The sequence below is a fragment of the Alcanivorax hongdengensis A-11-3 genome, assembly GCF_000300995.1.
GTDB lineage: Bacteria > Pseudomonadota > Gammaproteobacteria > Pseudomonadales > Alcanivoracaceae > Alcanivorax > Alcanivorax hongdengensis.
Genome location: NZ_AMRJ01000012.1, coordinates 43,838 through 65,864, shown reverse-complemented (window position 1 = coordinate 65,864; position 22,027 = coordinate 43,838). Strand labels below are relative to the sequence as shown.

22 protein-coding genes are annotated in these 22,027 nt (G+C 60.6%); 5 read left to right on the top strand and 17 right to left on the bottom strand.

What is annotated here, in order from left to right; genetic code table 11:
- The first annotated feature begins 90 nt into the window (after positions 1-90).
- Together A11A3_RS09180 and A11A3_RS09175 are read left to right on the top strand one after the other, a co-directional pair.
- On the top strand, positions 91-2,061 hold the full coding sequence (locus A11A3_RS09180) for a hydantoinase/oxoprolinase family protein (RefSeq protein WP_008929012.1): 1,971 nt from the start codon (positions 91-93) through the stop codon (positions 2,059-2,061).
- A gap of 82 nt (positions 2,062-2,143) precedes the next feature.
- Positions 2,144-3,334 (top strand): DesA family fatty acid desaturase, encoded by a 1,191-nt coding sequence (locus tag A11A3_RS09175; protein ID WP_008929011.1) that lies wholly within the window; start codon positions 2,144-2,146, stop codon positions 3,332-3,334.
- 36 nt (positions 3,335-3,370) lie between these two features.
- Here the strand turns inward: A11A3_RS09175 and A11A3_RS09170 are convergent, their stop codons facing one another.
- The 17 genes from A11A3_RS09170 to radC form a co-directional block, all read right to left on the bottom strand.
- Positions 3,371-4,399, bottom strand: coding sequence for a phosphatase PAP2 family protein (locus A11A3_RS09170; protein WP_008929010.1), 1,029 nt, complete (start codon positions 4,397-4,399; stop codon positions 3,371-3,373).
- On the bottom strand, positions 4,392-5,462 hold the full coding sequence (locus A11A3_RS09165; RefSeq protein WP_008929009.1) for a phosphatase PAP2 family protein: 1,071 nt from the start codon (positions 5,460-5,462) through the stop codon (positions 4,392-4,394). The genes A11A3_RS09170 and A11A3_RS09165 overlap by 8 nt, the downstream gene beginning before the upstream one ends.
- Positions 5,462-7,174 (bottom strand): pilus assembly protein TadG-related protein, encoded by a 1,713-nt coding sequence (locus tag A11A3_RS09160; RefSeq protein ID WP_008929008.1) that lies wholly within the window; start codon positions 7,172-7,174, stop codon positions 5,462-5,464. The genes A11A3_RS09165 and A11A3_RS09160 overlap by 1 nt, the downstream gene beginning before the upstream one ends.
- Positions 7,175-7,219: 45 nt before the next feature.
- On the bottom strand, positions 7,220-7,492 hold the full coding sequence (locus A11A3_RS09155) for a hypothetical protein (RefSeq protein WP_008929007.1): 273 nt from the start codon (positions 7,490-7,492) through the stop codon (positions 7,220-7,222).
- A 26-nt stretch (positions 7,493-7,518) separates the two neighbouring features.
- Entirely contained in the window at positions 7,519-8,196 is a 678-nt protein-coding gene (locus A11A3_RS09150; protein WP_040296972.1) for a tetratricopeptide repeat protein, read from the bottom strand.
- 29 nt (positions 8,197-8,225) lie between these two features.
- Complete coding sequence (locus A11A3_RS09145) at positions 8,226-9,095, bottom strand: type II secretion system F family protein (protein ID WP_008929005.1); 870 nt, start codon at positions 9,093-9,095, stop codon at positions 8,226-8,228.
- Positions 9,088-10,008: a type II secretion system F family protein gene (locus A11A3_RS09140; protein WP_008929004.1), complete on the bottom strand. Its 921-nt coding sequence runs from the start codon at positions 10,006-10,008 to the stop codon at positions 9,088-9,090. The genes A11A3_RS09145 and A11A3_RS09140 overlap by 8 nt, the downstream gene beginning before the upstream one ends.
- A complete protein-coding gene (locus tag A11A3_RS09135) occupies positions 9,998-11,164 on the bottom strand; it encodes a TadA family conjugal transfer-associated ATPase (protein WP_008929003.1) in 1,167 nt (388 codons plus the stop codon). Before A11A3_RS09135 ends, A11A3_RS09140 begins: the two co-directional genes overlap by 11 nt.
- Positions 11,165-11,189: 25 nt before the next feature.
- Positions 11,190-12,365: a CpaE/TadZ family protein gene (locus A11A3_RS09130; RefSeq protein ID WP_008929002.1), complete on the bottom strand. Its 1,176-nt coding sequence runs from the start codon at positions 12,363-12,365 to the stop codon at positions 11,190-11,192.
- Positions 12,366-12,374: 9 nt separating this feature from the next.
- A complete protein-coding gene (locus tag A11A3_RS09125; protein ID WP_008929001.1) occupies positions 12,375-13,610 on the bottom strand; it encodes a type II and III secretion system protein family protein in 1,236 nt (411 codons plus the stop codon).
- Positions 13,600-14,487 (bottom strand): Flp pilus assembly protein CpaB, encoded by an 888-nt coding sequence (gene cpaB, locus A11A3_RS09120; RefSeq protein WP_008929000.1) that lies wholly within the window; start codon positions 14,485-14,487, stop codon positions 13,600-13,602. Before cpaB ends, A11A3_RS09125 begins: the two co-directional genes overlap by 11 nt.
- Before the next feature lie 123 nt (positions 14,488-14,610).
- Positions 14,611-15,063: a TadE/TadG family type IV pilus assembly protein gene (locus tag A11A3_RS09115; protein ID WP_008928999.1), complete on the bottom strand. Its 453-nt coding sequence runs from the start codon at positions 15,061-15,063 to the stop codon at positions 14,611-14,613.
- 52 nt (positions 15,064-15,115) lie between these two features.
- Positions 15,116-15,343: a Flp family type IVb pilin gene (locus tag A11A3_RS09110; RefSeq protein WP_008928998.1), complete on the bottom strand. Its 228-nt coding sequence runs from the start codon at positions 15,341-15,343 to the stop codon at positions 15,116-15,118.
- A gap of 411 nt (positions 15,344-15,754) precedes the next feature.
- Positions 15,755-15,922 carry a 50S ribosomal protein L33 gene (gene rpmG / locus A11A3_RS09105; protein ID WP_007151127.1) on the bottom strand — a complete coding sequence of 56 codons (168 nt, stop codon included), beginning with the start codon at positions 15,920-15,922 and terminating at the stop codon, positions 15,755-15,757.
- A 22-nt stretch (positions 15,923-15,944) separates the two neighbouring features.
- Positions 15,945-16,181 (bottom strand): 50S ribosomal protein L28, encoded by a 237-nt coding sequence (gene rpmB / locus A11A3_RS09100; RefSeq protein WP_008928997.1) that lies wholly within the window; start codon positions 16,179-16,181, stop codon positions 15,945-15,947.
- 220 nt (positions 16,182-16,401) lie between these two features.
- Positions 16,402-16,878 (bottom strand): REP-associated tyrosine transposase, encoded by a 477-nt coding sequence (locus A11A3_RS09095; RefSeq protein WP_040296969.1) that lies wholly within the window; start codon positions 16,876-16,878, stop codon positions 16,402-16,404.
- 129 nt (positions 16,879-17,007) lie between these two features.
- Positions 17,008-17,682 (bottom strand): RadC family protein, encoded by a 675-nt coding sequence (gene radC, locus A11A3_RS09090; RefSeq protein ID WP_008928995.1) that lies wholly within the window; start codon positions 17,680-17,682, stop codon positions 17,008-17,010.
- A 176-nt stretch (positions 17,683-17,858) separates the two neighbouring features.
- On the opposite strand from radC, the gene coaBC reads away from it, so the two are divergent.
- The 3 genes from coaBC to A11A3_RS18155 all read left to right on the top strand — a co-directional run bounded on the left by coaBC (position 17,859) and on the right by A11A3_RS18155 (position 22,020).
- On the top strand, positions 17,859-19,058 hold the full coding sequence (gene coaBC / locus A11A3_RS09085; protein WP_008928994.1) for a bifunctional phosphopantothenoylcysteine decarboxylase/phosphopantothenate--cysteine ligase CoaBC: 1,200 nt from the start codon (positions 17,859-17,861) through the stop codon (positions 19,056-19,058).
- 66 nt (positions 19,059-19,124) lie between these two features.
- Complete coding sequence (dut, locus tag A11A3_RS09080) at positions 19,125-19,577, top strand: dUTP diphosphatase (RefSeq protein ID WP_008928993.1); 453 nt, start codon at positions 19,125-19,127, stop codon at positions 19,575-19,577.
- A 40-nt stretch (positions 19,578-19,617) separates the two neighbouring features.
- Positions 19,618-22,020 carry a phosphomannomutase/phosphoglucomutase gene (locus tag A11A3_RS18155; protein ID WP_008928992.1) on the top strand — a complete coding sequence of 801 codons (2,403 nt, stop codon included), beginning with the start codon at positions 19,618-19,620 and terminating at the stop codon, positions 22,018-22,020.
- Positions 22,021-22,027: the final 7 nt, after the last annotated feature.

Here is a 22,027-nt window from a genome sequence, read left to right as displayed (position 1 = left end):
CGCCCCCTGCAACGTGGGTGCGCACTTACGCTACACATCTTTTGCTCTTAAGCTATCAATTATCAATTATTCATTATCAATTACCTAATTATGTCCGTTTCCCTCTGGCTTGGCGTCGATACCGGCGGCACCTTCACCGATTTTGTCCTCCTGGGGCAGGGTGAACCCCGCATTCACAAGGTCCTGTCCACCCCGCACGCGCCGGAAGAGGCGATCCTGCAAGGCATTGACGAGCTGGGCCTGACTGACGCCATGGCCGCCGGTCAGCTGGCCATTGTCCATGGCACCACCGTTGCCACCAATGCCGCCCTGGAGGGCAAGGGCGCCCGGACGCTGGTGATCACCAACCAGGGAATCGAGGACTGGCTGCGCATCGGCAGGCAGAACCGTGACCAGCTATACAACCTGACTCCGGCCCCGGCGGCCAGCGTGCTGAGCACCCTGCCCGTGCTGGGCGTGCCGTGTCGCCAGGGCGCCCGGGGCGAGGAGATCGCGCCACTGCGCGATGCAGACCTGGCCGCCCTGCTGACGGCGGTTCGCAACCATGCGCCGGATTCCGTCGCCCTGTGTCTGCTGTTTGCCCACCTGAATCCGGACCACGAGCAGCGCCTGGCGGACACCCTGCGCCAGGCCGGCCTGAGCGTTAGCGCCTCCCATCAGGTACTGGCCACCCGCGGCGAATACGAGCGGGGCATGGCCACCTGGCTGAACGCCTGGCTGGAACCGAAGGTAGCCGCCTATCTGCAGCGTCTGCAACAGGCCACCCGCCCCGCGCCGCTGGCGATCATGCAGTCCCATGGCGGCACCATCGCCGCCGAGCAGGCCGCCACCCGGGCCGTCAACCTGCTGCTGTCCGGCCCCGCCGGTGGCCTGGCGGCCGCCCAGCGCATTGGCGAGCAGCTACAACGCCCGCAGCTGATGACCTTTGACATGGGTGGCACCTCCACCGACGTGGCCCTGCTGGATGGGGATGTACGCCTCACCCAGCAGGGCCATATCGGCCCCTACCCGGTGGCCGTGCCCATGGTCGACATGCACACCATTGGCGCCGGGGGCGGCTCCCTGGCCCGGGTGGACGAGGCCGGTCTGCTGCATGTGGGCCCACAATCCGCCGGCGCAGCCCCCGGGCCCGCCTGCTACGGGCGCGGGGGCAAGCAGCCCACGGTGACCGATGCCAATGTGGTGCTGGGCCGGCTACAGCCGGACTTTGCCCTGGGCGGCAGCCTGACGCTGGACGTGGAGGCCGCACGCCGGGCGGTGTCCAGCCTTGCCGATGCTCTCGGACTATCCCTGCTGGAAGCCGCCAGCGGCATTATCGATCTGGCCAATGAACACATGACCCAGGCGCTCAGGGTGATCTCCATCCAGAAAGGCTTCGATCCACAGGATTTTACCCTGGCCAGCTTCGGCGGGGCCGGCGGCCTGCATGTCTGCGCCCTGGCGGAAAACCTGGGCATGCACCAGGCCGTGGTGCCCATGCGCGCCGGCGTGCTGTCCGCCGAGGGCCTGGTCCATGCGCCGCGCAAGCGCGAACTGCTGCAGGCCCTGCCAGAAGGGGCGGATACCACTCTGGTGGAACAGCTGATCGACCAGCTGCAAGCCCGGGGACGCGCGGAGCTTGAACAGGAGGGCATTGCCACGGACAGCATAGCCCGCCAGACCTTCATCGACATGTGCTACCGCGGCCAGTCCTCCCAGCTGCAGATACCTTGGCACCGGGACAGTCGCGTGCGCCGGCAGCACTTCCACAATGCCCACGAACAGCGCTTCGGACATCGCCTGTCGCTGCCCGTGGACGAGGTCAATGTGCGCGTTCAGTGCAGCGCCCGCCTGGCCGTGCCGCCGGTCCCGCCACTGGTCGGCAAGGCCATGCCTTCCGGCGGCAGCCTGACCCTGCCCGGCCAGTCTGAGCCAGTGGCAATATACCGCCGTGAGGCGTTGGCCGCCGGCCAGCGCATCACCGGGCCGGCCCTGGTTTTCGAGGCCGTCGGCACCACCTGGCTGGCCCCCGGCTGGCAGGCGGACGTGCACCCGCAGGGGCATCTTTTGTTACAGCGATAGTCCGAATATGACCCGTTTGGCATCTTCTGTCTGTCATCCCGGCAGGGCACAATGAGGCCTCCTGAATTATCGATTATCGCTCATGTGGAATTATCTCAGTGAGGGCCTGCTGGCCCCCGGAATTGTCGGCCTGGTGCTCATCACCCTGGCGCTGACACACATCACCATTGTCAGTGTGACGGTCTATCTGCACCGTTACTCGGCTCACCGGGCGCTGGAACTGCATCCCGCCCTGAAACACTTCTTCCGCTTCTGGCTGTGGCTGACCACCGGCCAGAACACCCGCGAATGGACTGCCATCCATCGCAAGCATCACGCCAAGTGCGAAACTGAAGAGGACCCGCACAGCCCGCAGGTGAAGGGCATCGGCAAGGTGCTGCGAGAGGGTGCCGAACTCTATCGCCAGGAAGCGGAAAACACAGAAACCCTGGAAAAGTACGGTGCCGGCTGCCCGGATGACTGGATGGAACGCCATGTCTATTCACGTTTCCCGCTGGGCGGCATCGCCCTGATGGGCGCCATCGACCTGTTGCTGTTCGGCGCCACCGGTATCACTGTGTGGGCCATCCAGATGATCTGGATCCCGCTGTTTGCCGCCGGTGTGATCAACGGTATTGGCCACTACTGGGGCTACCGCAACTTTGAATGCGCCGATGCCTCTCGCAACATCTCCCCCTGGGGCATCCTGATTGGCGGTGAAGAGCTGCACAACAACCATCACACCTATCCGAACTCCGCCAAGCTGTCCGTACGCCGCTTCGAGTTCGACATGGGCTGGGCCTGGATCCGGTTGTTTGAAATCCTGCACCTGGCCAAAGTGAAGAAAGTGGCGCCCAAGCCCGCCCGGGTCAGCAATGCCAGCGGCGTGGATCTGGATGCCCTGAAAGGCGTATTGCAGCACCGCTTCCAGGTCATGGCGCAGTACCGCAAGACCGTGATTGCCCCGGTCTTCGAACAGGAAAAAGCCCGTGCCTGCGAGGCCACCCGGGACCTTTACGGTCGCGCCAAGGCTCTGCTGCATCTGGATCACAGCCTGATCAAGCCACGCCATCAGGTTCGCCTGCAAAGCCTCACCGACAACAACGAAACCCTGGCGGCCATCTACCAGTTCCGCCTGCGGCTGCAGGATATCTGGTCCCAGACCAGCCGCAACTCCAGCGAAATGCTGGAAGCGCTCGAGCAGTGGTACCACGATGCCCGGGATTCCGGCATTCGCTCGCTGCAGGAATTCGCCGAACAGCTAACCCGCTATCGGCAGATAGCCGCTCACTGAACCGAGCGAATAAAAAAGGCCGCAATGCGGCCTTTTTTATGTCATGGGAAACCGCCATCGCCTTACCCAGCACCCCGCCACCCACCAGAGCAAACCGGTCATTATCATGGCCAGATAGCCATCCACTGCGTAATGCCACCCCAGCATTACCGACCCCACCTGGATCAGCAGTAAATAGCCTCCCAGCAGCCACCGCAGCACCCTACCCTTTTGCCAGCACAACAGCAGAAACAGGGTAGCCATGCTCACGTGCATGCTGGGCATGGCACTGATGCCGGAAAACGGCAAGGCCACATGCCCCTGGTAGGCCCGCCAGAGATAATGCTGGGCAAACAGATCGAATACCGGATAGTGACTGTCAGCCTGATGCAGATACGTCATCAGCCCGGCATAGGGGTTGGGCAGCTGAGGATACAGGCCGCCATAAAAACAGGGGCCCGCCGATGACAGCAACGTGGCCAGCACCACACCCAGCAGTATCCAGCAAAGCAACAGGGTGACAAAGAAACGGGCACGCCGTTGTGGATCGGCAAGACTGAAAGCCTGCCAACACACCATGCCATATTTGAAAAAGAACCAGCTTTTATAGAACGCGCTGATCAACATGGTTACCAACGGGATACCCAGCAAAGGCTGCAGCCATTGCCAGGGCTGTGTACCTGCGTGAAGCCTCTGATCCAGCTCCGCCAGGGCCGGGTCCAGATAAAACGGCTGCAACGCCGGGATGGCATTTTTCATGGTGGTGAACACGGAGAAAAATACCGGGATCAACAACAGCACCGGCAACGCCGTGCAAAAACGCGGCCAGGATACAAAGCTCCATACATCGCGCCAGGCCGCTTTCAACAAGCCATGCCCCCGATGCAACAACATCATCCTCAATAGCCGAAAACAGAAAAAACCCAGCACAAAAAAACCGGTACCGAACAGCAGTGGCAGGGAATAGAAATCATGCACGGGTCGGTAAGGCAAACGGAAGTAGGCCGTCACCCCGTAAACCAGCACGGCAAAGCCGGCCACCGTCGCCAGCAGAAAACGATCAAGCGGTGAGCCCCACCTATTCATGAGCAGGCCTGCCAATCCAGGCCGTCACACTCCAGATAAGCGTGGTCGTCAGCACAGAAAAATAACCATCAATGGCATAGTGCCAACCCAGATGCACGGAGCCCAGCAGGATCACCACAAAGAATGCCCTGAGGAAATAGCGCAAAATGAGGGGGCTGCCAGCAGTCAGCAGCACCATCAACCAGGCGATACTGACGTGCATGCTGGGCATGGCGGAAATCCCGGTGCCCACACCCAGGGCCCCGGCCTGGTGATATTGCCAAAGCATGTCCTGGGTGGACAGCGCCCACACCGGTGACACACGCTGTGCCGCATGTAGATAGCGCATCAGGGGAGCAAAGGGGTCTGGTCCGTCCGGCAAAAGGTAATGAAAAAAGCAGGGCCCCGCTGATGAAAAGAGCACCGCCAGCAAGGTGCCATTAACCGCCCAGCAGCCGATAAAACTGATCAGGAAACGTTGCCGGCGTCGCTCGTCACGGGAAGAAAAAAGTTGCCAGTAAAACACCGCAAACATGACCATGAACCACAGGTTGTAAACGGCATTGATCGCGGTGGTAATCCAGGGATAGCCCAGCACCGGCTGTAACCACTGCCAGGGCATCTTGCCCCCGTGCAGCCAGGCATCCCAGTGGGCAAAGCGCGCATCCCAGGCAAACGGCTGCCAGACCCCGATCAGGGATTTACTGGATGATACTGCGGAGAAGAAAAGGGTAAAGACAAGCAGCAGAAAGAGCCCGCGAAAAAAAGCAGCAGATACCACGAATCGACGAATCTGGCCGGCAAGATAACGCAACGGAAAAGACGGGCGGCGATACAGCATGACATAACCGCCGTAACCCACCACCATGAACAGACCCAGAACGATACTGACCTGAATGGTGGTTTGTGGGTATACCATTAGCGAGTAATGCGGCAGATGACCGGTCAACCCGGCTGCCAGCACCGTGATAACGATATAGCCACTCACTAACAGATAAATGCCGGCATCCCTGCCAAGCCCCCGCCACACCCCGGCGGCGCAACGCTCCAGCAAGGGGCGCTGTTCCTCAGGTGAGGAGGTCATCAGAAATCCACATCCTCCAGCAGTACCACCGGACTCTGAACTTTTGACGCCACCGTAATTCTGGCATTGCCTACCGACAAACCCAGTGCGTCCAGCAGCGGCCCCAGTATCTGCTGACTAACGGACTGAAGTATGGGAACCAGTGTTTGTGTCACACCATTGAGCAGCCCGGTCACACTGCCAAACACGACGTTAAGCAATGGCACCTGACTGGTTATATTAAGATCGAGATCACTGAGCAAGCCAGTGAGGGCATCATCCAGGGCGGCGCCGCTGTCGCCCTGTTCAATGGCGTAAGGCTGTGGGTCGTTGAGCATAATCGGTCCCAGCTCAACATACTCGGCGCCACCGCCATAGGAACCGGAATCCGCTGTGACGGAAACACTGGCCAGTTTCCCCAGCAAAATGGCATTGATATCCACGCTGGCGTTGGTCTGCAGGGAAAGCAGGCTACGCTTTACTTGAGTATCCAGTGTGACCTGATTGGTGGTGCCTGCTGCACACCTGGCTCCAACCAGTGTCACCTCTGCCGAGCCAGTATCCAGCGTCAATGGCAGCGACGTCGTCAGTGAAGCAAGACCCAGCACAGATACATTCAGTCCAAGATCCAGCGTCAAGGTAATATCGGCACTTTTCGCCTTGCCGTACCAGTTGCCATTTTCATCCTGGCGAGCCGGCGCAAAAACGAAACCCGGCGCCTGATCAATTTCCAGATCCAGCGTCGCCGCCCCCACACCCAACGATGACAACAGTGACCCAAGGGCACTACTGTCAGCCAGATCAAGATGGATAGTGGAAGGCAGCGCCTTGCCTACATTGAAGACCGTTGAAATAATCACATCCAGCGCCGGGATCTTGGCGCCCTTCGGTATCTCGCCATCACCCAGCACATTAACGATATCTGCCAGCGCCACATTGGTATTGGTGCCCACTGCCGCATCGACCACCTGATCCAGTGCGATGGCTGCAACACCGGTGGCATCCGACGTGCTTTTCAGCACGGACAGCACCGCATCAGCAGTCACGTCGCTACCCAGAATATCTCCTGCCGCGGTGCCGCCCGTGAGGCCCGCGACCAGATCTTCCACATCCACCAGCGTGCCGCGCAGGGAATCAAAATTGACGCCATTGAGATGCAAGCCGCCGTCCTGCTGAAGAATGCCACCAATGACCAGGTTCAACAGTGCGGACTGGGTGGAATCCAGGCTGGCGGTATAAGACTCCACGGAAATACCGGCATTCAGTTCCTTGCGGGCCACCGCCGTGGCATCCAGCGTGATGGTCCCCAGCCCGCCCAATAACAGGGAAATGTTGTGCGGCCGCGAATAGCGGATGGCGACCGCGTTGCTTTGCAGCACCGGTCGGGCTTCGAATTCCTGCTGACCATCATCGGGACCGCCCTCCACCGTACTGACCAGGCCGGTGCTGGCCGTCAGCGTACCCTTGCCATCCCAGCCGCGCTGGGTGGCGGCGGTTTCGGCACGGGTCTGTATATCTGACAAGGTCGGTGAATCGCCCATGCTGTTACAGGTCTGGCCGTTATCCGCCGCGGCGGTCGCCGCCGCGTTGACAATGGATTGCATTTCCCGCTTGGCGGCATACAGCCTGGCGCCATCCAGCAAGAAAACCGTCAACGCCAGAATCAGAAGAATCACGAAGGGGGTGGCCAGCGCAATCGCACCGCTTTGACGTGCAATGCCGAATTGTCTCATGCCTCCTCCTTGCGACCGTCAGCCCAGGATCACTGGCCGCTGCGGTCAGTTATCGTCCGTGGACGTGGCCTTGTCCTGAATGCTTTCAGGAATCGGCTGTTTGAAGGTATCGCTGATACGACGCTGACTATCCACGTAAAGCTGCGCCGGCAGCTCGCTCTTTTGCGACGGCGGCGAATGGCGTTGCTGATCAAGCAGCCAGTCCGTGGTGGTCTTCGGCTTTTCCCTGACTACGGAGTCGGACAAACCGAAGGCATAGTCGCCATCCTGATCGGCCAATGCCGGTGAGCAGAACATCAGCAGTAACGCGCTTGCCATAACAGGCTTCGCCAGAGGTTTCATCATCATTTCCTCATCTGATCCGCCAGGGAATGGGCATAGGCCATTTCATCATCGGTGAAATGGTACTTGTCACGAAGCAATGCCAGCCCTTGCTTGTTGCCGGCAAGAATATAAGCCACGGCCAGGTTCTGTCGGGCCGCACCGGAACCGTTCTGCAGCTCCAGGGAGGTTCTCAGGTTACGCTGGGCTTCGGGGAAATCGCCCTCCAGCAACAGCGCATAACCATAGTCATTACGCACGGATGCCGAGGCTGGCAACCGGCTCACCGCCTCCTTGAAATTGGTCAGTGCTTCGGAGAGGTAGCCCTGTTTGAGCGCAATCATCCCCAGGCCATGGTAAGCCTCGCCACTGTTGCACTGGTCACGCATCTGGGTAAACACATCCCGTGCACCATCCATGTCATCGGTCTTGGCCAGCAGCTGACCATAACGCTGCCAGTATTCCTCGTTACGCTGCTGATGCTTTTGCAGCTGTGCCAGCGCCGCGTATACCAGATCACGGGACATCAGCGTATCAACCATTTCCAGTTCGACCCGATCCTCGGGCTGCACATCCACATCGCAACTGATTCTGGTCTTGGGGCTACCGATTTCAGCGGTGACCGGCCGAGGCTGATTCTGGGCACACCCGGCCAGCATCAGCAGAACCCCTGTGGCCACCCCTAACCGTTTACTTTTCATTCTTCGCTCCCGAAAACATTGTTGCTGCCTCAACGGCTCAGTGCTTCCATGATGGAAATCCCCGCGGGACCGCCAATAATGATGAACAGGGCCGGCAGCATGATGGCCATCATGATGATGGTCATTTTCACGCCGATCTTGTTGACCTGTTCCTTGATACGACTACGCTCCACATCCTGACCTTCCAGAATGATCTGCTCGATGCTCTCTGTCACACTGCCACCCAGCGAACCGGCCTGCTTGAGCAGGCGAGTCAGGTTATGCAGGACCGGCACGGTCTTGTCATCGCCGATATCGTCCAGCGCGGCACTGCGATCGGCGCCGCTATCCATCAGGCGGTTGAAGCGATCCAGTCGATAGGCCAGCGTCGGAATCAGGGGGCGGGCCTGCAGGGCTGCGATACGAAACCCCCGTTCGATGGAAAGCCCGGCCTCCAATAACATGCGCATGACCTGAGCCAGTTCGATGGCCTCCAGGTTCTGACGGTAACGGGCCCGGTCGGCCACCGCCCGGATATAGCGGCGCGGCATGATGAAGCCCAGTGCTCCCAGCACAATGGCACCGCCCAGCCCGGCAACCAGAATCCCGATAACCAGCATGACCATCGGCAGCACCCAGCAACTCACCAGGTAGATCACCTGGATACGTTCCGCGCTGCGCCCGGTAAGCTTCAGCGCCGCATAAATCTCGTCATAATCATCACTGACAAACGCGGAAGAGGTGAGCCGCCGTGACAGGCTGGCAAGCAGCAGATTGCGGCTCTCTTCATCACGGCCGGCCTTGTCGCCTTCATTCATGCGTGTCAGCACCCGTTGGCGCCGTTCCCAGGTACGGGACTTCACCAGCGCAATCCACAACGCCAGCAGGGCACACAGCAGGGCCAGCCAGAGATTAACCACGGCCCACCCCCTGGATCATGCGCATGATCAGGGCAATGCCAAACACCAGCAGCCCCACGGCTACCATCAGCATCTTCTGGCCGGTATCGGTGTGCAGCAGGATCTCGCGAAAGCCTTCGTTCATGGCTATCACATAGACCCCAATCCCCACCGGCAGGACGGCAAAGGCAATGGCGGTCATCCGTGTCTCGGCGGTGGCCGCCATGAATTCCCGGCGCATCTCCTGCTGGGAGCGCAGGGCTTCGGAAACCTGTCGCAGGATGGGACGAATGGAGCTGCCGAAACGGCTGGACGTTCGCAGGGCCACGGCCACGAAAACCAGCGGTGGCACCTGATAAAGTTCGGCAAAATCATCCATCAGATAGGTGTAATCGCGGCCGGCTTCCACGGCACTGCGCAACCGGAAAGACAAGGGTTCAAATACCGGTGGCGCTTCACGCAGGCTATCCACCAGCGCCATTTCCAGCGAACGGCCGGCATCAATACTGCGTACCACGATATCGATGATGCCGGGCAGGCTGTCAAAAATGATGCGCCGTTGTTTCTGGTAGAGCATGTTCCAGAGCATCCAGGCCAGGCCCGCGGCAAGCACCGGCACAAGCAACGCCATCCAGACCTTGGCCAGCACCATGGTGACCAGGGTGGCCACCACCACCACCATCACCAGCAAGGTCAGGGTGGACTGACTGATATGCAGACCGGCCCGCAGCAGCAAACGCTCGAAACGCCCGCCCGCCAGTCGCGCTTCGCGCTCGTCATCCTGAATGTCATGCCCCGTGCCCAGCCGGGCATTGACCCGCCGACGGGCCTGCTGGCGCTCACGCACACGCGCAAACCACCACTGACCGACCAGCAACAGCACGGCCAGGATGGCGAGATTGCGAGCGGCAGCCAGCAGTACCTCAGCGTTCATTATCACTCCTGTACAGGTATTCCATGTGATAAGGGTCGTCTTCGCGGGGCGCCAGCTGAACAATGGCGCTGACTTCGCGCTTGCCATCCGGGCGGCGTACCAGCTGGATAATCATGTCCAGGGCCGAGCCGATCAGGCGGCCAATGGCCTGTTCACTGGCGTCATAGCCACTGACCGCCAGCAGGGTTTCGATGCGCACCAGCGCATCACGGGTACCGTTTGCATGGATGGTACTCATGGACCCTTCATGGCCGGTGTTCATGGCCTGCAGCAATTCGATGATTTCACTGGAGCGCACCTCGCCAAGAATGATGCGGTCCGGACGCATACGCAGGGCGTTGACCACCAGCTCCCGGGCGGTAATGCGCCCCTTGCCCTCGGTATTGGCCGGCCGGGTTTCCAGGCGCACCACGTGGGGATGCTCAAGCATCAGTTCGGCGGAATCCTCGATGGTCAGCACCCGCTCATTGCGCGGAATGTACTGGCTGATCAGGTTCAGCATGGTGGTTTTACCCGTACCGGTACCGCCGCTGACCAGAATGTTGCGACGCTTCTGCACCGCCTCCACCATCACCCGCAGACACTCTTCAGTCATGGAGCCGGCGCGAATCAGATCCTCGGCGGTCATGTGATGGCGGTTGAATTTACGAATGGAAATGGATGGCCCGTCCAGCGCCAGCGGCGGAATGATGGCGTTGACCCTGGAGCCGTCGGGTAGGCGAGCATCCACCATGGGACTGGCTTCATCCAGACGGCGCCCCAGAGGAGCCAGAATACGCCGGATCACCCGAATGACATGGTCGTCATCGATAAAGCGAGCCTGGGCCCGTTGCAGCACGCCGCGCACCTCGATGAACACATCCTCGGGGCCATTAACCAGCACATCATTGATGGTGCTGTCGCGCAGCATGGGCTCCAGCGGCCCGAAGCCCATGACCTCATCGATCATGTCGCGCACCAGCTGGTTCATGTCCTGATTGGAAAGTGGAATACGTCGCTCGGCGATGTGCTGATGCACGGCACGGGTAATGGCATCCTCGACCCGGGTCCGGTTGCTGCGGGCCACTTCGATGCCATCTTCATCCAGCCGGTCCACCACCCGCTGATGGGTGTGAGCCTTGAGCTGTTGATATTCTTCGTCAATTCGTCCCGCCACACTATCCCCTGTCAGTCAGGCTGGTTCAGGCCCGCTTGAAAAAACTCCAGCGGGAGGGGGCTTCTATGTCCACACTATCCAATTGTGCGACCAGCGCCTTGAGCTTCTTGTTATAGAGACTCTTTGGGGCACTTTCCTGCATGGGCAGACCCAGATTGATCGCCTCCAGACGGTGACGCCAATCCATCGGCAATGCGGCAGCCACCGGCACCCCCGTACTATCACCCACTTCTTCCAGTGCTGGCGGTAACGACGGCTCATAGCCATCAAGCACCAATCGCAGATTGGTGCTTGATGGCAGATGCGGGCGCCAGCTGGAGATTTCTTCCTTTATGGCCCGTAACTGCGGCACCTCCTGGCCAGCCACCACCAGCAATTCGCCAACATGCACACCGATGGCGCGCACCCAGGCAGACTGGCCACTACTGCCCACATTCAGAATAATGCGGTCAAACATGCCCATCAGCCGGGTCAGTGCAATGAAAAGATCCGCGCCCCGATCGCCAAGAAAATCGCCACTGTTACCGCCACTGAGCAGTCGCAGTCCGGGCCGGAATTCCTCCAGCGCCGTTTCGATCAGGGTCTGATCCAGAGTATCCGGGCTGGATAGCAACTGACTGAGGTCGAAATTGTTGCGGCTATCAAGGTGGAAGACACCTTCGTCGCTGGCATCCACATCAATGGCCAGCACTCGCCGATCCTTGTCGGCGGCGGCCATGGCCACCGCCAGATTCTGTGCCAGGAACCCGGTATCCACCCGTGGATGGACACCGGCAATCATCACCAGATTGCGCGAACGCGACTGCAACTCGTCACCGGCGAAGGAAGGCCGTACCAGTTGATGACGACGCAGACGGTCACGCAGCTCGGCGGGATCGCCGCCCACTACAACGCAATCACGGGCGCCGGCCCGCATGCATTGCAGCAGGGTTTCCTGATCCGCCAGGCGACAGACCGCCACCACCGTCACCCAGGGCCGGGCATTGCTCAGGGCGGTGATCACCGCCATGGCCTGGCTCATGTCGTGTTCGGACACTTCCACCAGGGCAATGCTGGCACCGGTCGCCTCCAGTAACCGTAGCACCCGGCCCAGGTCGGAGCGGCTGACCTTTTCCAGCCGCTCCACATCCTTGAGCGCCTGATCCAGCCAGCTTTCCGTCCCCGCGTCTTCCATGACTGCCAGCAAGGTTTCTTCAATCATGATCGCCCCCTACCAGCTCAGTCCATGGCGCAGCGGCTGCGAGCCGCGGCGGGGTTCGGTCATCATGTCCATCCAGCCCATGCTGCTTTCATGATAATCGGCACCGGGCAAGGCCCCCGGTGGCAGGCCGTTGGACTGGGGCGTCACCAGGTGCGGCGTTACCACCATTACCAGCTCCTTGTCTTCCCGGGAAATACGACCGGAACGGAAGAAGGCTCCCAGCACCGGAAGATTGCCCAGGCCCGGCAACCGGTCGCTGTTATTGACCGTATTGCGACTGACCAGGCCGCTGATAATGAAGGTTTCATCTGGAGCTAAAGAAACCGTTGTTTCAGAACGTCGCACACGAAGCCCGGGCACATCTACACCGCCCGTCTTTACACCAGCAGAATAATCCAGCTCACTGACTTCAGGTGCCACCTTGAGAATAATCTGATTACCGTCAATCACCGTCGGGGTCAGCGCCAGGCCAATACCGAATTTCTTGAATTCAACCTGGACACCATTATTGTTACTGCGTGTGGGTACAGGGAACTCTCCACCGGAAAGAAACGAGGCTGTTTGCCCACTCAGCGCCGTTAAAGAGGGCTCTGCCAGGGTATAGGCAAAACCTCCACTTTCCAGCGCGTTGATCACCGTTGTGGAGTTCTTGCCCAAGCGGAAAAGGTTGAAACCCTCTGCAGCTCCGGCCCCGCCCGGTGAAGAAATACCCACTTGGGTATTGCCACCATCAAAGATATTGGAATATTCAAAGCCGAAGCTATTCAACTCGCTGCGGCTGACTTCCAGAATGCGGATATCGGTCTGCACCTGGGTGCCGAAAGGCAGGGCCTGCCCGGACGTGGTGGACACCACCAGAGTACTGCGCATGGGCTTTTCCAGGCCTTTCAGCCACACCGACAGGATCGATGAACCCTCATCCTTGGCCGTGACCAGCAGCTCCCTGGCACCACTGACGGCCACTGCCGCCACGTTCGGATCGGAGGTGGCCACTTTGGTCACCCGCTCCGGGAAAAGCAGAATTTTCTGCTCGCCGGGCGCAATGCGCAGCACCTTCTTCATCGGGCCGGCAGGGATATCCTGGCTCTCACTCCAGGCCGGCATGGCGATACCGACCAGCAGGGCCACCAGTAACGCCCAGCCCATCAGTATGCGTTGTGAGGCCGCCCAATCCCCTGCGCGCGCCCGGGCTGCAAACAGGGATCGTGCCGCCACGGCGGCCGACGGTTTCTGCTCAGTGAACATAGGTGCTCCTTGAGGTGGCCCCTTCGTAGACTTCTACCTTGTTACCGGGATTCGGTGCCGCGCGATGGTGAACCACGGGTTTCTTTTTCTCCGGGAACAGCGCATCGAGCTTGGTGGTCATGCTGGGATCGCCCTGCTTGGATATCGGCTCGGCGTTATCGGCCACTTTGGGCCGGTTGGCGTCTCCGGCCATGGCCAGCCGCAGGCTGCCATTGGCATCGGCCAGCTGCAGGCGCACCAGGTCCTGACGGGGCACCGCCAGGACTGCGGTGGCGTTACGCCCCCGGCGCTGGTCGTTACCGCCCTTTTGCTCCGGGGCATCTTCAATCTGACCATTCACGGCCAGCACTTCCAGGCTGCTCAGCAACACCATGGAAGTGGGCTCCTTGTCCTGGCCATTACGGAAGTCCGCCAGCACATCGACCAGGTCACCGGGCTGCAACAAACCGCCCACGGCGGTAACGTTATCAATGCCGATGGCAAAGGCCCGGTAGCCGGCGGGTACCGCCTGGGCCAGACGGTTGCCGGCCTCCAGGTGGCTCTTGGCAAGAATCTCCCCCTCCCGGACATTGCGACGCAGTAGCTGCCCTTCTACGGCAGTCTCTTCCGGTACGGCCTGGGCCAGGGGAACGGAAACGGAAACCTTGCGGAAATCGTCTTTCTTGATGGGGGTGCCGATACCCAGATCATGGGTGGCAACCCAGTAGGTGTGCTCAAGCGCCTTGGTGTCATTGCCTTCCGACACCTGCATGACGACGCCATCATTATTGTTGCCCCTGGCCGGTTCCGGCTCACGGGAAAGACCGATCACGGCCAGTATGACTGCCAGCACGCTGAGCAGCAGCGCCGGCAACATATAAAGCCATCGAGCCCCCATCTTCCCTCCTTGTGATAATCGTGAGGCTATCCCTGCCAACTCACAAAGCGGACAGCCTTAATCACACTACGACAATCGGTCTGTCTCTGTGCCAATAACGCGGCACCTTGGTCTGTTCACCTGTCAGAACGCCGCCTGCGACGACGCACTGATGCCACTGGGCGGCGCCGGAGGGAAATCCCCCAGCATGCCGAAACTCACGGAGGGCAACAGCCCTTCGATAGTGGCGCTGTTCATGGCGAGTGTACAGCTGACCACGGCAATGGCCGAAGCATCCACGGTACAGGCACTGTCCGCCCCTACCTTGTCCTTCAGACTGTCCGGCAAGCCATTCTGCACCAGGGCAGCCAGACGTTGCTGGGCACGATCACGAATGGTCGTGGCCAGCTCACTGGCATCCAGATCGCCGCGATCCATATACAGGGCTTCGGAAACGGCCCGGTCCACCAGATTCTGCATCCGGTATTGCCAGGAGAAGACAATACTGTAGTAGCCCGCCGCGTAGAGGATGGCGACGATGAAGGGGAACAGGAACAGAAATTCGAACGCCACCGCCCCCCTACTATGCCGTTTCATGTCGCCACTCTCCCGCCGGGCCACATTTGCGTGGCCCTTTTTATATTGTGACTTACGGGTTCAGCGCGGAGCTGGCCTTGCCGAACAGGTCGCTGAAGAAGCCGCTGAAGCCGCTGTTACCGGCCAGGAAAGTACCGACCAGAATCAGCGCCGCCACAATCACCGCTGCCAGCACAATGTATTCCAGTGCACTGGCGCCTTTCTGGCGGGATGCCCGGGTGGATATCTGGGAAAACAGACGAGCAAACAGTAGTTGTGTCATTTGGGTCAGGGTATCCATAAGTGCTCTCCGTGCACGCATAAAAAAGGGAGGTTCATATGCGCAAATATGAACTTCTCCAAGAATCCTATGCAACTGTGATGTCCATCACAACAAACGCTTGGTTTCGTTTTGTTGCACTAAGGTTCTCTCGGTGTAACCGTAGCATCCCACGCGCAATTCAAGGCAACGCCCAACCTCCATACGAGCCCATATCGACGACAAACGGAATGCAAAAAGTGTGACTTTGTGCACCTTTTTTTAGGCGCCTTGGTCATCCCTGGATTATGAACTTTTCATGTCGCCGCGAATGACAATAACTGTAAAAAGTTGATATCACCTTGATATCCAAAGCCGTTTGGACAGACATAAAAAAAGCCCGGGAATATCCCGGGCTTTTCTGTCCTTTGCCAGGCAGGAGCAAGATCGTTGTTACTTGATCTTGGCTTCCTTGTAGGCCACGTGCTTGCGCACGACCGGATCGTACTTCTTGGTTTCCATCTTTTCGGGATGGAGACGCTTGTTCTTGGTGGTGGTGTAGAAGTGACCAGTGCCTGCGGAAGACACCAGACGAATTTTTTCGCGAATCGGACCGGCCATGGGTTAACTCCTTCTGTTCGCCTTAAACGCGCTCGCCGCGGGAACGGATATCGGCCAGAACGGCATCGATACCTTTCTTGTCGATAATACGCATGCCCTTGGAGCTGACACGCAGACGCACGAAACGCTTCTCGGACTCAACCCAGAAACGGTGGTGGTGCAGATTCGGCTCGAAACGACGCTTGGTCTTGATGTTCGAGTGGGAAACATTGTGGCCCGTAACAGGGCGCTTACCGGTAACCTGGCAAACTTTGGACATTGTCTTGCTCCGAAAATCGTCTTGCACGGGGACCTGGAGCCCCGGAAAAGGCGCGTTTTATACCAACACGGCGGTCAAGTTTCAAGCGAATTCTTGGATATTTGACCGGATCAGCCTCTATTCAGGGACTTACCGCCACCCCGTCGGAGATGCCCTTTCAGGCATCTCCGCCCTACGACGGCACCGTAGGGCGGAAATCGGCGAATGCCGATCTCCGCCATCAACCCTGGCCTGCACCCCCCATCCAATCCAACGAATACACGCCTTTCTCCACATACCGGTGAAAGGTGGAATAGGGCCAGTCCCGTACCCGTCTCACCCACCCATGCTTTACAGGATTCCGGTGTACATAATCCAGATGCCGCCGATAGCTGCCCTCGTCCTTTAGTGTGTGCTCCCAGAAACGGGGTTGCCAGATCGGCCTATCACCCGCCAAGGCCTTGCTGAAACGGCTCTTGACCGCTCGCCAGCGACTGGAGAAATCCGCATCCCCCTCTGGCAATGTCCAGACTGTGTGGAGATGATCCGGCAGCACGACCAGTGCATCAAGGCGGAAGGGGTGGCAGCCTTGCACGGCCTGTATGGCCCGTCGCAATAGCGGCCAATGCCGGGTGAGCAAGTCCTGGCGCCGATCATTCAGGTTCACGGTAAAAAAATACGAGCCGCCAGGTACATAGTTTCTACGGTAATTTGGCATCCTTGCCTCCTTTGCGGTGGGCTGCTCGGCGGAGATCGGCATTTGCCGATTTCCGCCCTACATCCACATGGTCCAACGTCGTAGGGCGGAAATTGGCGCAAGCCAATCTCCGCCGCTCCTGGCGACCAACTACAGGGCCCCGCGCGAAGCCAGCGACACCCAGCCGCCATCCCCGATCACCAGGTGGTCGAGCACGCGAATATCCACCAGGCCCAGGGCCTCCACCAGCCGGCGGGTGATGGCGTGGTCCGACTGGCTGGGTTCGGCAACGCCGGAGGGATGGTTGTGGGCCAGGATCACGGCGGCGGCATTGTGCTCCATGGCCCGGCGCACCACCTCCCGGGGGTAAACCGCCGCCGCATCGATGGTGCCCTGAAACAATTGCTCGAACACGATTAAACGATGCTTGTTGTCCAGGAACAGGCAGGCGAACACCTCGTAGGGCAGCCCGCGCAGCCGGGCGGTCAGCAGCTGGCCGGCCTTTTCCGGGTTATCCAGCGGCAGGCCCCGCTCAAGGGGTTCGGCCAGATAGCGCCGCCCCACCTCCAGTGCCGCCAGCAACTGGGCCCGCCGGGCGGCCCCCATGCCCGGCAACCGGGCCATGCGCGCTGCCCGCAAATCCAGCAGCGCCCGCAGCCCGCCTGCCTGCTGCAACAGTTGCCGGGCCAGATCCACCGCAGTGCCACCCTGCATGCCGGTACGCAGAAAAATGGCCAGCAATTCCGCATCGCTCAGTGACGCGGCGCCCCGCTGCAACAATTTCTCCCGCGGGCGCTCCCCACTCGGCCAGTCGGTAATTGCCATCGATGCTTGCTCCCCTGTCATGTTGGTGCGCTTCGCAGCGGCGCACCTTGTGCTACGCTATGCAGCCCAACAAATAGCAGGATTGGACGGCCTTCGGCAGCAGCGTTTTGCCATGGCCCGTGTAAGAGACCACCCCCTGTGCCGCGCGACCGGCCAGGCCACCGCAGGATTTGCCCATGCAGCGTCTGATGAACAAACGCATCCTTCTTGGTGTGACCGGCGGCATTGCCGCCTACAAGGCCGCCGACCTGGTCCGCCGCCTCCAGGACACCGGCGCCCAGGTTCGGGTTGTCATGACCCAGGGCGCCCAGGAGTTCATCACCCCGCTGACCATGCAGGCCCTGTCCGGCCACCCGGTTCACACCGACCTGCTCGACCCCAGGGCGGAAGCCGCCATGGGGCACATCGAGCTGGCCCGCTGGGCGGATCTGGTATTGATCGCACCGGCTTCGGCCAACTTCCTGGCTCGCATGGCCCACGGCCATGGCAACGATCTGCTTACCACCCTGTGCCTGGCCACCGGCGCCCCGATCGCCGTGGCCCCGGCCATGAACCAGCAGATGTGGGCTGACAGCGGCACCCAGAAGAACCAGCTGATCCTGCAGGAAAAGGGCATTCATATTTTCGGCCCGGGCAGCGGCAGCCAGGCCTGCGGCGAGACCGGTGAAGGCCGAATGCTGGAGCCCCAGGAAATCATCCAGATGGCCGCCGACGTGTTCGATTACGACCTGCTCACCGGCAAGCATGTGGTGATCACCGCCGGCCCTACCCGTGAGTCCATCGACCCGGTGCGCTATATCACCAACAAGAGCTCCGGCAAGATGGGCTTTGCCCTGGCGGAAGCCGCCGCCGATGCCGGCGCCAAGGTCACCCTGATCGCCGGGCCGGTCAACCTGCCAACCCCCGCACGGGTGAACCGCATCGACGTGGTCCGCGCCCAGGATATGTATGAAGCCAGCCTGACCGCCGTGGAGGGCGGCTGTGATGTATTCATCGCCACCGCCGCCGTGGCCGACTATCGCCCCACCGTGACCGCCGATCACAAGATCAAGAAATCCACCGAGGAAATTCACCTGACGCTGGTCAAGAACCCGGATATCGTGGCCGCCGTGGCCGAGCACACCAAACGGCCCTTCACCGTGGGCTTCGCCGCCGAAACCCAGGATGTGATGGCCTATGCCCAGGGCAAGCTGGTCAACAAGAAGCTGGACATGATCGCCACCAACGACGTGTCGGGCACCAATGTGGGGTTCAACAGTGACAACAATGCACTGACCGTGATCTGGCCGGGCGGCCACAAGGTACTGCCACTGGCCTCCAAGACCCAGATTGCCAAACAGCTGATTGAGCTGATCGCCATCCGTTACAAGGATTGAGGCCCCGGCCCGGGGCCCGAACCGCACCGCACCGCACCGCACCGCATAGACACACAGGGAAACCACATGAAACTGCAATACCGGGTACTGGATACCCGCCTGGGCGACAGCATTGCACTGCCCCACTACGCCACCGACGGCTCCGCCGGGCTGGATCTGCGCGCCATGGTCAAGGCGCCGCTGACGCTGGCGCCAGGTCAGACCGAACTGCTGCCCACCGGCATGGCCATTCACATCAGCGACCCGGGGTATGCCGGCATGATCCTGCCGCGCTCCGGCCTGGGCCACAAACATGGCATCGTACTGGGCAACCTGGTGGGGTTGATTGACTCGGATTATCAGGGCGAATTGATGGTCTCCTGCTGGAATCGAGGTCAGCAAGCGTTCACTATTGAACCCGGGGAACGCATTGCCCAGCTGGTCATCGTGCCGGTCATGCAGGTGCAGCTGGAGCAGGTAGACCGTTTTGACAGTTCAGAACGCGGTGACGGGGGCTTTGGTCACAGCGGCAGACACTGACGCCAGGCAGGGAAATCCTGCCGGCACTGGGAGGGGAAACATGGGTAAAAACAACAACAAACCGGCCAGTAACAAGGACGACAGCGCCCTCAAGTTGCTGCTGCCGATGATGGCCGCGGCCATCGTGGCGGTGCTGCTGAGCAGCGGTGGCCTGTACTGGTACCAGAGCCAGATCAGTGCCAGCCAGCAACAGCAGGCCCTGGCGCGTCAGCTGGCGGACAGCCAGCTGGCCACCATCAATGACTGGCTGGAGCGCAGCCGGCAACAACTGGCACTACTGGCCAATCGCCCGGATCTCAACCACGCCCTCACCGATGACACCGATACCCTGAAGCGCTACCGCGACCAGTGGTTGCCCGGTGCCACCGTGGATGTGGTGCCCAACAATGACCAGGCCATCAGCCAGTACAGCTACCTGGCCCAGGAGCTGCTCAACGACAGCCGTCTGGGCAAGACCCCCAAAGCTGTCATCAGTGCCGGCAAGAACCCCAGTCTGCTGATGGCCCGCCCCACCGCCAACGGCCAGGGTAGCATCCTGTTCAGCCAGTCACTGGCGCCCCTGAAAGCGCAACTGACGCACAACCTGCCCACCGGCAGCGCCATGACCGTCAGTGACGGCGGCAATCGCATTTACCAGCTTGGCCAGGCCCATGGTGGCAACAGCCGGGCCAGCGCGTCCGCCGACGGCCTGAGCGTACAGATTACCCGCAGCACCCCGGGCAGTGACATCCTGATCGTGGCTGGCGCCATCGGCGCCGGCGTGCTGATCATTCTGATCACCACCTATGTCATGGGTCTGCGTCTGGGCCGCGTGCTGCGTCAGGATGCCGCCGAGCTGATCAACTACTGCAAGGAGCTGAGCAAGCGTGCCGATGTGACCGCACGTAACCGCCTGCACTTCCCGGTCTTTGGTCAGGTGACCCAGGCCCAGGCCAAGCTGGCCGGCCAGCTGCGCAGCCACGGCGGCGGTGCCGTCAAACGCCCCCCGGTCAATACCCGCACCGAGGAAGCCATGGTGGTGGATGATCAGGACGACGGCCTGTTGCTGGTGGATGAAAGCCCGGAGGAAGCCATTCCGGAAGGCATTTTCCGCGCCTACGATATTCGTGGCGTGGCCGGTGACACCTTCACCGCCCATACCGCCTACCTGCTGGGCCGCGCCATCGGCACAGAAGCCGGGGAGGCCGGTCAGCAGAGCGTCATCGTGGCCCGCGACGGCCGCCTTTCCAGCCCGGAACTGAGCCGTTCTCTGGTCAAGGGGCTGCTGGAATCCGGCCGTGATGTGATCAATATCGGCGACGTCCCCACGCCGGTGCTCTACTACGCGACCAAGGTACTGGAAAGCCAGACCGGTATTTGCGTTACCGGCAGCCACAACCCGGCCCGGGACAACGGCCTCAAGATCGTCATCAGTGATGACACCCTGCATGGCGACCGTATTCTTGCCTTGCACCAGCGCATCAAGGACAAACAATTCAGCAGCGGCCAGGGCAAGGAAGAAGAGCGGGATATCAGCGACCGTTATGTGGGCGATATCATCAATGACATCGTGCTGGCACGCCCCCTCAAGATTGCCGTGGACTGCGGCAACGGCATTACCGGCAACCTGGGCCCGCGCATCTTTGCCGAGCTGGGCTGCGAAGTCACACCGCTTTACAGTGAAGTGGATGGCAACTTCCCCAACCATCATCCCGACCCCAGCAAGCCGGAGAACCTGGCCGAGCTGATCCGCACCGTACAGCAGGAAAAGCTGGATCTGGGCCTGGCCTTCGACGGCGACGGCGACCGGGTGGCCGTGGTGACCCCGCAGGGGGAAATCATCTGGCCGGACCGGCTGATGATGCTGTTTGCCCGTGATCTGCTGGGCCGCACGCCGGGCGCCGATATCCTGTTTGATGTGAAATGCAGCCGCGCCCTGCCGTCACTGATTCGCAAATGCGGCGGCCGCCCCCTGATGTACAAGACCGGTCATTCACTGATCAAGGCCAAGATGAAGGAGAGCGGTGCGCCCCTGGCCGGCGAAATGAGCGGCCATATCTTCTTTGCCGACCGCTGGTTCGGCTTTGATGATGGCATTTATGCCGGCGCCCGCCTGCTGGAAATCCTGTCACTGCAGGACGATGATGCCGACCAGGTGTTCGCCGCCCTGCAGACCGGCCTGACCACGCCGGAAATCCAGATCCCGGTGAGTGACGAAACCAAGTTCGACCTGGTGGACGCACTCAGCAAACGGGCGGAACAGTTCAGCGGTGGCCGTGCCACCACCATCGACGGCCTGCGGGTGGATTTCCCGGACGGCTGGGGGCTGGTACGCGCCTCCAACACCACCCCGGTACTGGTGGCCCGCTTCGAAGGGCGCGACGAAGAGGCCCTGCAACGGGTGCAGACCCAGTTCCACAATCACCTTCTGGCTGTGGATGACAGCCTGAAACTACCTTTCTAGCGGAGAC

Bases quoted from the DNA above. Each gene is read 5' to 3' on its own strand.
- radC (WP_008928995.1), bottom strand. From the start codon at position 17,682: ATGGCAATTACCGACTGGCCGAGTGGGGAGCGCCCGCGGGAGAAATTG.
- A11A3_RS09095 (WP_040296969.1), bottom strand. From the start codon at position 16,878: ATGCCAAATTACCGTAGAAACTATGTACCTGGCGGCTCGTATTTTTTT.
- A11A3_RS09150 (WP_040296972.1), bottom strand. From the start codon at position 8,196: ATGAAAAGTAAACGGTTAGGGGTGGCCACAGGGGTTCTGCTGATGCTG.
- A11A3_RS09115 (WP_008928999.1), bottom strand. From the start codon at position 15,063: ATGAAACGGCATAGTAGGGGGGCGGTGGCGTTCGAATTTCTGTTCCTG.
- A11A3_RS09175 (WP_008929011.1), top strand. From the start codon at position 2,144: ATGTGGAATTATCTCAGTGAGGGCCTGCTGGCCCCCGGAATTGTCGGC.
- A11A3_RS09165 (WP_008929009.1), bottom strand. From the start codon at position 5,462: ATGACCTCCTCACCTGAGGAACAGCGCCCCTTGCTGGAGCGTTGCGCC.
- A11A3_RS09110 (WP_008928998.1), bottom strand. From the start codon at position 15,343: ATGGATACCCTGACCCAAATGACACAACTACTGTTTGCTCGTCTGTTT.
- A11A3_RS09180 (WP_008929012.1), top strand. From the start codon at position 91: ATGTCCGTTTCCCTCTGGCTTGGCGTCGATACCGGCGGCACCTTCACC.
- coaBC (WP_008928994.1), top strand. From the start codon at position 17,859: ATGCAGCGTCTGATGAACAAACGCATCCTTCTTGGTGTGACCGGCGGC.
- A11A3_RS09170 (WP_008929010.1), bottom strand. From the start codon at position 4,399: ATGAATAGGTGGGGCTCACCGCTTGATCGTTTTCTGCTGGCGACGGTG.
- cpaB (WP_008929000.1), bottom strand. From the start codon at position 14,487: ATGGGGGCTCGATGGCTTTATATGTTGCCGGCGCTGCTGCTCAGCGTG.
- A11A3_RS09140 (WP_008929004.1), bottom strand. From the start codon at position 10,008: ATGAACGCTGAGGTACTGCTGGCTGCCGCTCGCAATCTCGCCATCCTG.
- A11A3_RS09155 (WP_008929007.1), bottom strand. From the start codon at position 7,492: ATGGCAAGCGCGTTACTGCTGATGTTCTGCTCACCGGCATTGGCCGAT.
- rpmB (WP_008928997.1), bottom strand. From the start codon at position 16,181: ATGTCCAAAGTTTGCCAGGTTACCGGTAAGCGCCCTGTTACGGGCCAC.
- A11A3_RS18155 (WP_008928992.1), top strand. From the start codon at position 19,618: ATGGGTAAAAACAACAACAAACCGGCCAGTAACAAGGACGACAGCGCC.
- rpmG (WP_007151127.1), bottom strand. From the start codon at position 15,922: ATGGCCGGTCCGATTCGCGAAAAAATTCGTCTGGTGTCTTCCGCAGGC.
- A11A3_RS09160 (WP_008929008.1), bottom strand. From the start codon at position 7,174: ATGAGACAATTCGGCATTGCACGTCAAAGCGGTGCGATTGCGCTGGCC.
- A11A3_RS09130 (WP_008929002.1), bottom strand. From the start codon at position 12,365: ATGATTGAAGAAACCTTGCTGGCAGTCATGGAAGACGCGGGGACGGAA.
- A11A3_RS09125 (WP_008929001.1), bottom strand. From the start codon at position 13,610: ATGTTCACTGAGCAGAAACCGTCGGCCGCCGTGGCGGCACGATCCCTG.
- dut (WP_008928993.1), top strand. From the start codon at position 19,125: ATGAAACTGCAATACCGGGTACTGGATACCCGCCTGGGCGACAGCATT.